Consider the following 8,326-nt stretch of genomic DNA (forward strand, 5'->3'; position numbering starts at 1 on the left):
GATGCGATGAACGTGCAGACCCGTCCCGAGCCCTTCACCCTGCAACGCCGCAAGCCCGGCGGCGGCACGGCGCCGCTGTCCGGCTGGGGATTTGCCAATGAAACCGACCGGCTGACCGATGTGCTTCTGGGCAACCCCGCCTATCTGCGGCACATGGCGACCTCCAGCCTGTCGCGCAAGCATCTGCGGGAAAACCCCTGCAACATTCAGGTCGCACAGGCCCAGCACAAAGAGCTGGTGGCCGCCTATGAACACTTCGGGGTGAAAGTGCATATGGTGCCGCCGGAGCCGGAACTGGCGATGCAGGTCTATACCCGCGATTCCAGCGTGATGACGCCTTACGGTGCCTTCATCACCGCCATGTCGCAATGGTGGCGCCGGGGCGAGAACTATGCCGCGATCCGGCATTACGAAAGTCTGGGCATCCCGATCTATGACATGGTGACGGCGGGCACCTTCGAGGGCGGCGATTTCAACGTGATCGAGGAGGGCTGCGTGCTCATCGGCTGCGGCGGCGCCCGCACGCAGGAGGAGGGCGCGCGGCAGGTCGCAGGTTGGTTCGAGGCCGAGGGCTGGGAAGTGCGGCTGGCCTTCATCGACGAATATTATGTGCATATCGACCTGATGGTGGTGCCGATCGCGCCGAAACTGACCGCCGTCTGCCTTGCCTGCACCGAACCGGGCATCGTGGACTGGCTGAAGGCCAAGGGGCATGAAATCATCGACGTGCCGTTTCAGGACACTATGGCGCTTGGGTGCAATTTCATGTCTCTTGGCGGTGACAGGGTGATCGCGCCCTCAAGCTCGCAGGTTCTGATCGGGCAACTGAAGGCGCGGGGCTTTGAGGTGGCCGAGGTGGATATGTCCGAAATCTCCAAGACCGGCGGTGGCATTCACTGCATGGCGCAGGCGCTGAAACGGGTGCCATGATAGACCCCGCGCTGGACCGACGCTTTCCCGATGCTGCGGCGATGGAAGCCGCAGGAGTGCCCCGCATTCCGCGCTTCGTGCGTGACTATATGGTGGGCGGGATCGGGGCCGAGGTCGGTCTGGCGCGCAATCGCAGCGCGCTGGATGCCATGGCGCTGATGCCGCGCTATGTGGTGGAGGGCGCGGCGGCGGATCTGTCGGTGACGGTGGCGGGGGTGCGCTGGGCCGCGCCCTTCGCTGTGGCGCCGATGGGGCTGGGCGGGCTGATCTGGCCGGGGGCTGAACTGGCCATCGCGCGGGCGATGGGGGCGGCGGGACTGGGGCATGTGCTGTCCACCGTTGCCACCACCGCTATGGAAGATATTGCGCCGCTTGCGGGTGTCGGGCGGATCTTTCAGCTTTATTCCTTCGCCGATCCGGCAATCGACGCCGCGCTGATGGCGCGGGCGCGGGCGGCAGGATACGAGGTGCTGATGGTGACGGTGGATGTTCCCGGCGCCACCCGGCGGCGGCGCGACATCCAAAGCGGCCTCAGCTTTCCGCCGCGCTTCACCTTGCAGACGCTCATGCAGATCATGGCCTGCCCGCGCTGGGCGCTGGGGCAGGCGGGGCGCGGGATTCCGGCTTTTCAGAACATCCTGCCGGTGCTGCCCAAGGGCAGCGTGACCGAACAGGCGGCCTTCATCGGCGCGCAGCTTGAGGGTCATATCGGCCCGGCCCGGCTGGCGCGTATCCGGGCGGCATGGCCGGGGCGGCTGATCATGAAGGGCGTGCTGTCGCCAGAGGATGCGGCGGCTGCGTTGGATTGCGGGGCCGACGGTGTTGTGGTGTCGAACCACGGCGGGCGGCAGCTGGATGCCGCGCCCGCCTCGGTCGAAGTGCTGCCTGCGATCCGTGAGCGTCTGGGCGAGGGCGCGTTGGTTCTGGCGGATAGCGGTGTGCGCTCGGGGCTCGATATCGCACGGATGCTGGCGCGGGGGGCAGATGCAGTGCTGATCGGGCGCCCCTTCCTGCATGCTGCTGCGGCGGCAGGGCCGCGTGGCCCCGCGCATCTGGCGGCGGTGCTGATGGCGGAATTGCGCACGACGATGGGGCAACTGGGCATGTCGCGGCTGGATGATCTCAGGGGGGCGGAATGGAGCCTGTGATGCTGCAAGACCTGCGCGCGGCGCTGGGTCCGCAAGGTTGCCTGACCGGCGCCGATGTGCCCGAGGCCGCGCGGTCTGATGCCAGTCGCACCGGCCACGACTTGCCGCTGGCGTTGTTGCGGCCTGCAAGCGTTGCGGAGGTCTCGGCTGCGCTGGCGATCTGCCACCGGCATGGTGTCGCCGTGGTGCCACAGGGCGGCATGACCGGCCTTGCGGGCGGGGCACAGCCGCAGGCGGGGCAAGTTGCGCTGTCGCTGTCGCGTCTGGCAGGGGTCGAGGAAATCGACGGCGAGGCCATGGCGATGGTGGTGCGCGCGGGCACGGTGCTGGAGGTCGCGCAGAAGGCGGCCGAGGCCGCGGGCTTTCTGCTGCCAGTCGATCTGGGCGCGCGCGGCTCGTGCCAGATCGGTGGCAATATCGCCACCAATGCGGGCGGGCTGCGGGTGCTGCGCGACGGGATGACCCGCGACAATCTGCTGGGGATCGAGGCGGTGCTGGCCGATGGCACGGTGCTGTGCCAGATGACCAAGGTGGTGAAGAACAACACCGGCTATGACCTGCGCCACCTGTTCGCCGGGTCCGAGGGCACGCTGGGCGTCATCACCCGCGCGGTGATCCGGCTGCGCCCCTTGCCGGGGCCGCGCGGCACGGTGCTGGCGTCTTTGCCGGATTTCGCCGCGGTGCTGCGGCTTCTGGCCATGGCGCGGTCGGCGCTGCCCGGTCTTTCGGCCTTCGAGGCTATGTGGCGCGACTATTTCACCTGTAGCCAAGGCCATCTTCCCCATACCGTCCTTCCCGACCCGCCGCCCTTTGCGGTGATCCTTGAGGCCGACGAGGGCCCCGCGCTGGAGGCGCTGCTGGAAGCGGCGTTTGAGGAGGGCGTGATCACCGATGCGCTGATTGCGCAATCCTTCGCCGAGGCGCGGCGCTTCTGGGCGGTGCGCGAGGGGCTGGAGATGGATGCCGCGATGCCGGGGCTGATCAATCTGGATGTCAGCCTGACGACCGGACGGCTGGACGATTTTGCACAGGCCTGCCGGGCGGCCTTACAGGCGAGTTTCCCCGGCGCGCATGTGTCCTTCTACGGCCATGTCGCCGACAGCAATGTGCATGTCGCCGTGCATGTGCCGGGCGCGTCTGAGGCAGAGGTGCATGAGGTTGATGCCATTGCTTACGGCGTGGTGCGCGACTTCGGCGGCTCGATTTCAGCGGAACACGGGATCGGCACGCTGAAGCGTGACTGGCTGGGCTACAGCCGCAGCCCCGAGGAGCTTGCGGCGATGCGGGCGATCAAGGCGGCGCTGGACCCGAAAGGGCTGCTCAACCCCGGCAAGGTGCTGCCGGAGTGAGCGGGGCGCGCAAATTTCTTGCAAGAAATTTGCAAATTCGTTGCAACGAATTTGGCGCGAGGTGCTCAATGGTCGGCCCAGTCCGGCGCGCGCTTTTCGATGAAGGCCTGAATACCCTCGGCCGTGTCGCGCCACAGCATGTTTTCCTGCATGACGGCTGCGGTATGGGCATAGGCTTCGGCGAGACCGAGGTCGATCTGATCATAGAAGGCGCGTTTGCCGATCTTCACGGCAGCAGACAGTTTGGCGGCAACGGTCTGTGCCAGCGCCAGCGTGGCCTCCGACAGATCGGCATGCGGCACGACGCGGTTCACGAGGCCGACTTCGCGGGCGCGGGCGGCGTCGATGAATTCGCCGGTTGTCAGCATCTCGAACGCCACCTTGGCCGGGACATTGCGGCTGAGCGCGACCATGGGGGTCGAACAGAAGAGGCCAATGTTCACCCCGTTCACCCCGAACCGCGTGCCTTCCGCCGCCACCGCCATATCGCAGGAGGCGACGAGCTGGCAGCCGGCGGCGGTGGCGATGCCATGCACTTCGGCAATGACGGGCTGGGGCAGGGCGGGGATGGCCTGCATCACCGCACCGCAGCGGGTGAAAAGGTCGAGAAAATAGGCGGCGCCCTTGTCGGGCGCCTGTCGGGCGGCCTGCATTTCCTTCAGGTCATGCCCGGCACAGAACGCCTTGCCCGCCCCGCGCAGGATGACGACGCGGGTGGTGCGATCCTCGGCCAGCGTGGCGAAGGTATCGGACAGGGCTGCGAGCATCGCATCGGACAGCGCGTTCAGGCTTTGTGGCATGTTCAGCGTCAGCCGCGTCACCGGGCCGAGGCTTTCACGCTGGATCAGTTCGGTCATCTTGTCATTCCTCCCGTTTCACCGGAGGCTAGCGGCGAATGCGCAGGGAGGAAAGCGGATGCTGGCGATGGACAGGGCGGAATTACTGGCGTTTCTGGGGCGCGAGTTTCCGCAGGTGGCAGCAGATTTCGACATTACGGCGGTGACGCCCGACCTGCTGACCATGCGCCTGTTGACGGCCGAGCGGCATTTGCGTCCCGGTGGCACGGTGTCCGGCCCGACCATGTTCGCGCTGGCGGATGTGGCGATCTATCTGGCGATCCTCAGCCGGATCGGGCCGGTCGCCCTTGCGGTCACTACCAATTGCAGCATCGACTTCATGCGCAAACCCGAGGCCGGGCGCGATCTGCTGGCCGAGGCGCGGCTGTTGAAGCTGGGCCGGCAACTGGCGGTGGGCGATGTGCTGATCCGCAGCGAGGGCGCCGAGGGTGTGGTGGCCCGCGCCGCGCTGACCTATGCGATTCCGCCGCGCGGCTGAACGGATCAGCTTGTCGTGCGGGTAAAGCGGCCCTCGACCGTGGCGCCGCTTTCGATGGCCAGAGTGGTGTAATTGCTGTCGGCGGTGATCTGTGCGGCGGCCCGCAGCGTGAGGTTCACGCAGGAAATCTTGCCTTCGACCCGGCCGCGCACCTCGACCGTTTCGGCCATGACCGTGCCTTTCACGAAACCGTCGGCACCGATGACCAGCGTCCGCGCGGTGATCTTGCCCTCGATCTGGCCCATCAGTTCGACTGTGCCTTCCGATCCGATGTCGCCCTTGATCCGCACATCCTGCGAGATGACGGAGCGGCCGGCAGGGGCGGCGGTGCGGGGCGATTCGGCGGGGAGTGTCATGGCGCGGTCCTGAAAAGCTTTTGCCCGATAGAGGCGCAGGGGCGGGCGGGGGTCAAGGCCCTCTGCGCCTCTGGCGGGGATTTCCGCAAGGCACACTCTGTTGTTCGCGGCGTCGCTTCCGGGCGTGACAAGGGCGCGTCCGGGTGTTTGGATGCACAAAATGATCAAATTGAACAGGGAGTCCCGTCATGACGGATGACAGCTTCTTTCGCCCGATCTCGGGCTTCGATCTGCCACGTTTCGCGGGGGTGCCGACCTTCATGCGCCTGCCGCATGTCGGGCTTGACGACCCGCGTCTGGCCGAGGTGCAGGTGGGCGTGATCGGTGCGCCCTGGGATGGCGGCACCACCAACCGCCCCGGTCCGCGCCACGGGCCGCGGCAGTTGCGCGACTATTCCACCATGATCCGGGCACAGAACGGGGTGACCGGCATCCGACCCTTCGAGATGGTGCGCTGCGCCGATCTGGGCGATGTGGGGCCGAACCCGGCGGATGTGATGGACAGCCTGAAGCGGATGGAAAGCTTCTATACAAAGGTGCGCGCGGCGGGGATCGTGCCGCTGACCGCCGGGGGGGATCATCTGTGCACGCTCCCGATCCTGCGGGCGCTGGCGAAGGATCGGCCGCTGGGGATGATTCACTTCGACAGTCATACCGACCTGTTCCACAGCTATTTCGGCGGCACGATGTATACCCATGGCACCCCCTTCCGCCGCGCGGTGGAGGAAGGGCTGCTGGACCCCGCGCGCGTCACCATGATCGGGATTCGCGGCACGGCCTATGACAGCGAGGACCGCGACTTTGCCACCGCAGTGGGCATTCGGGTCATCCCGATCGAGGAATTCCATGTCCGCGGCGTCGAGGATGTGATGGCCGAGGCCCGCGACCGCGCGGGCGCGGGTGAGACCTATGTCAGCTATGACATCGACTTCGTGGACCCGGCCTTCGCCCCCGGCACCGGCACGCCCGAAGTGGGGGGGCCGAACAGTTGGCAGGCCTTGCAGGTTGCGATGGGGCTGCGCGGGGTGAAGATCGTCGGCGCCGATCTGGTGGAGGTCTCGCCGCCTTTCGACCCGTCCGGCGGGACTGCCTTCCTGGGTGTTTCGATCATGTTCGAGATGCTTTGCGCCATCGCCGAGGGGCTGGCGGAGTAGGGGGCGCTGCCCCCGTCGCGCGTCGCGCGACTCCCCCGGGATATTTAGGAACAGATGAGGGATGGCGATATGCGGGCCGATCTGATTGTGACCAATGCGAAGGTGTTGACCATGGACGCGGGATGCCCCCGTGCCGAGGCAGTGGCGTTGCGCGGCGGGCGGGTGCAGGCTGTCGGGACGGCCGAGGGTATCGCCGCGCTGGCAGGGCCGGAGACGCGGGTGATCGACGCGGGCGGGCGCACGGTTTTGCCGGGCTTCGTCGAAAGCCATCTGCATCTGGTGCTGGGCGGGGCAGAACTGAAGCAGTTGCAACTGGGCGGGCTGCATGGGTTTGAGAACCTGAAGGCAGCGTTTGCAGACTATGCGACGGCCAATCCCGATGCACCGCTGCTGATGGCGCAGGGGGCCGAGTATGGCATGCTTGACCATCCGGTCACGCGTGCGGATCTGGACGCCGTGATTGCCGACCGCCCGGTGGCGATGATGTCGCCGGACCACCATACCGTCTGGGCCAATACCGCGGCGCTTGAGGCTGCCGGACTGTTGCACGGGGCCGAGATGCCGCATGGCCATGAGGTGGTGATGGGCGAGGACGGTCTTGCGACTGGTGAATTGCGCGAGTTCGAGGCCTTCGGGCCGGTGCTGGCGCTGGGCGGAGAGGCGCATCTGCAACTGGGCATCGCCACCGGCGGCGAGCCAGACCCCTGGCCAGATGCCGCGCAACGTGAGGCGGACAAGCAGAAGATCGCAGCGGGGCTTGCGCATTGCGCGGCGCATGGCATCACCTCGATGGTGAACATGGATGGCAACCGCTACACACTGACCCTGCTGTCAGAGATGGAGGCCGAAGGACGGTTGACCGCGCGGGTCAAGGTGCCCTTCCACTTCAAGCCGCATATGGATCTGGCAGAACTGGACCGCGCCGAGGCGATGACCCGCGACTTTGCCACGGATATGGTGTGTTCGGGTTTTGTGAAGATGTTCATGGATGGCGTGATCGACAGCCGCACGGCCTATATGCTGCACGACTACCCCGGTCGGCCGGGGCATCGGGCCGAGCCGCTGTTCACGCCGGAGCGGTTTCGTGCCATCTGCACGGAAATCGACCGCCGTGGTCTTCAGATTGCCGTGCATGCCATCGGCGACGGGGCGGTGCGGGTGACGATCGACGGGTATGAGGCCGCGGCGCAGGCCAACGGGATGCGCGACGCCCGGCACCGGATCGAACATATCGAATTGATCGACCGGGCCGACGTGCCGCGCCTTGGCGCTTTGGGTATCACGGCCAGTGTGCAGCCGCCGCATCCGCCGGGGGTGATGGATTTCCCGATGGAGCCGACGATGAGCGTGGGCTTTGCCCAGGAGCGCCGCCGCGACGCCTATCTTTGGAAGACGCTGAAGGATCACGGGGCGCCGGTCGCCTTTGCAAGCGACTGGCCGGTGACCGATGTGAGTGTGATGCGGGGGCTTCAGGCCGCGATGACACGACAGCCCTATGACGGGCGCTGCGCGGATGAACGGATCGGCCTCATGGAAAGCCTGCATGCCTATACGGCAGGCGGGGCCTGGGCCGCGCACTGGGAGGGGCTGACCGGGAAACTGGCTCCGGGGCTCGCCGCTGATGTTGTGGTGATGGGGGGCGACGTTGAGGGGGTTGGTCTGGAGGAACTTGGTTCGGTTGGGATTGCGCTGACGATTTGCGGTGGCCGGATCACCTATGAGGGGTCGGGTTTTGCCTGACGGATAGCGATTCATAGGGAATCGTCTGGCTTTTCTGGGGTGATTCCCGTGTTTCGTCAGTCTCTTGGGGGGTGCGGCTGTGGATAACTCGGTCGCGCCTGATTTTCGGGTCGCACGTCCTTTCAGCTTTTCTCAGGAAAATAAGGGTTCTGTGACGGGCAGATGAAAATACTTCGACGAAAGGTGTTTTTTCCTCTTGCGGGTTTTTTGCGGTGGGCCTAGATACCGCCTCACCGAAACGGACGGTGACGGAGACGGAGCGGCGCTGAGGCGCGGCGAGGTTGAGGCGGGTTCGGGAAGGGAGCGGAGGCTGC

The 8,326-nt window shown here is 66.3% G+C and carries 8 protein-coding genes; 6 read left to right on the plus strand and 2 right to left on the minus strand.

Annotated features, from left to right (window positions below; genetic code table 11):
- Nucleotides 1–6: 6 nt before the first annotated feature.
- The 3 genes from D2N39_RS08415 to D2N39_RS08425 are packed head-to-tail and all read left to right on the plus strand — an operon-like array spanning nucleotide 7 to nucleotide 3,427.
- Entirely contained in the window at nucleotides 7–930 is a 924-nt protein-coding gene (locus tag D2N39_RS08415; RefSeq protein WP_119134314.1) for a dimethylarginine dimethylaminohydrolase family protein, read from the plus strand.
- Nucleotides 927–2,078 (plus strand): alpha-hydroxy acid oxidase, encoded by a 1,152-nt coding sequence (locus D2N39_RS08420; protein WP_119134315.1) that lies wholly within the window; start codon nucleotides 927–929, stop codon nucleotides 2,076–2,078. Before D2N39_RS08415 ends, D2N39_RS08420 begins: the two co-directional genes overlap by 4 nt.
- A complete protein-coding gene (locus tag D2N39_RS08425) occupies nucleotides 2,066–3,427 on the plus strand; it encodes an FAD-binding oxidoreductase (RefSeq protein WP_199725222.1) in 1,362 nt (453 codons plus the stop codon). Before D2N39_RS08420 ends, D2N39_RS08425 begins: the two co-directional genes overlap by 13 nt.
- A gap of 65 nt (nucleotides 3,428–3,492) precedes the next feature.
- On the opposite strand, the gene D2N39_RS08430 is transcribed toward D2N39_RS08425, so the two are convergent.
- Complete coding sequence (locus tag D2N39_RS08430; protein ID WP_119134316.1) at nucleotides 3,493–4,284, minus strand: enoyl-CoA hydratase; 792 nt, start codon at nucleotides 4,282–4,284, stop codon at nucleotides 3,493–3,495.
- A gap of 58 nt (nucleotides 4,285–4,342) precedes the next feature.
- Here D2N39_RS08430 and D2N39_RS08435 point away from each other — a divergent pair, with 58 nt between their 5' ends.
- Entirely contained in the window at nucleotides 4,343–4,762 is a 420-nt protein-coding gene (locus D2N39_RS08435; RefSeq protein ID WP_233557088.1) for a PaaI family thioesterase, read from the plus strand.
- Nucleotides 4,763–4,767: 5 nt separating this feature from the next.
- Here the strand turns inward: D2N39_RS08435 and D2N39_RS08440 are convergent, their stop codons facing one another.
- Nucleotides 4,768–5,118, minus strand: a complete 351-nt coding sequence (locus D2N39_RS08440; RefSeq protein WP_119134317.1) for a bactofilin family protein — start codon at nucleotides 5,116–5,118, stop codon at nucleotides 4,768–4,770.
- Nucleotides 5,119–5,306: 188 nt separating this feature from the next.
- Here D2N39_RS08440 and D2N39_RS08445 point away from each other — a divergent pair, with 188 nt between their 5' ends.
- Nucleotides 5,307–6,272 carry an agmatinase gene (locus tag D2N39_RS08445; RefSeq protein WP_119134318.1) on the plus strand — a complete coding sequence of 322 codons (966 nt, stop codon included), beginning with the start codon at nucleotides 5,307–5,309 and terminating at the stop codon, nucleotides 6,270–6,272.
- A gap of 69 nt (nucleotides 6,273–6,341) precedes the next feature.
- Nucleotides 6,342–8,012, plus strand: coding sequence for an amidohydrolase (locus D2N39_RS08450; RefSeq protein WP_119134319.1), 1,671 nt, complete (start codon nucleotides 6,342–6,344; stop codon nucleotides 8,010–8,012).
- Nucleotides 8,013–8,326 lie beyond the last annotated feature (314 nt).

The organism is Gemmobacter lutimaris, from assembly GCF_003570715.1.
Taxonomy (GTDB): Bacteria; Pseudomonadota; Alphaproteobacteria; order Rhodobacterales; family Rhodobacteraceae; genus Gemmobacter; species Gemmobacter lutimaris.

Coding starts and splice junctions, on each gene's coding strand:
- D2N39_RS08415 (WP_119134314.1), top strand. CDS start 7: ATGAACGTGCAGACCCGTCCCGAGCCCTTCACCCTGCAACGCCGCAAG.
- D2N39_RS08420 (WP_119134315.1), top strand. CDS start 927: ATGATAGACCCCGCGCTGGACCGACGCTTTCCCGATGCTGCGGCGATG.
- D2N39_RS08425 (WP_199725222.1), top strand. CDS start 2,066: ATGGAGCCTGTGATGCTGCAAGACCTGCGCGCGGCGCTGGGTCCGCAA.
- D2N39_RS08430 (WP_119134316.1), bottom strand. CDS start 4,284: ATGACCGAACTGATCCAGCGTGAAAGCCTCGGCCCGGTGACGCGGCTG.
- D2N39_RS08435 (WP_233557088.1), top strand. CDS start 4,343: ATGCTGGCGATGGACAGGGCGGAATTACTGGCGTTTCTGGGGCGCGAG.
- D2N39_RS08440 (WP_119134317.1), bottom strand. CDS start 5,118: ATGACACTCCCCGCCGAATCGCCCCGCACCGCCGCCCCTGCCGGCCGC.
- D2N39_RS08445 (WP_119134318.1), top strand. CDS start 5,307: ATGACGGATGACAGCTTCTTTCGCCCGATCTCGGGCTTCGATCTGCCA.
- D2N39_RS08450 (WP_119134319.1), top strand. CDS start 6,342: ATGCGGGCCGATCTGATTGTGACCAATGCGAAGGTGTTGACCATGGAC.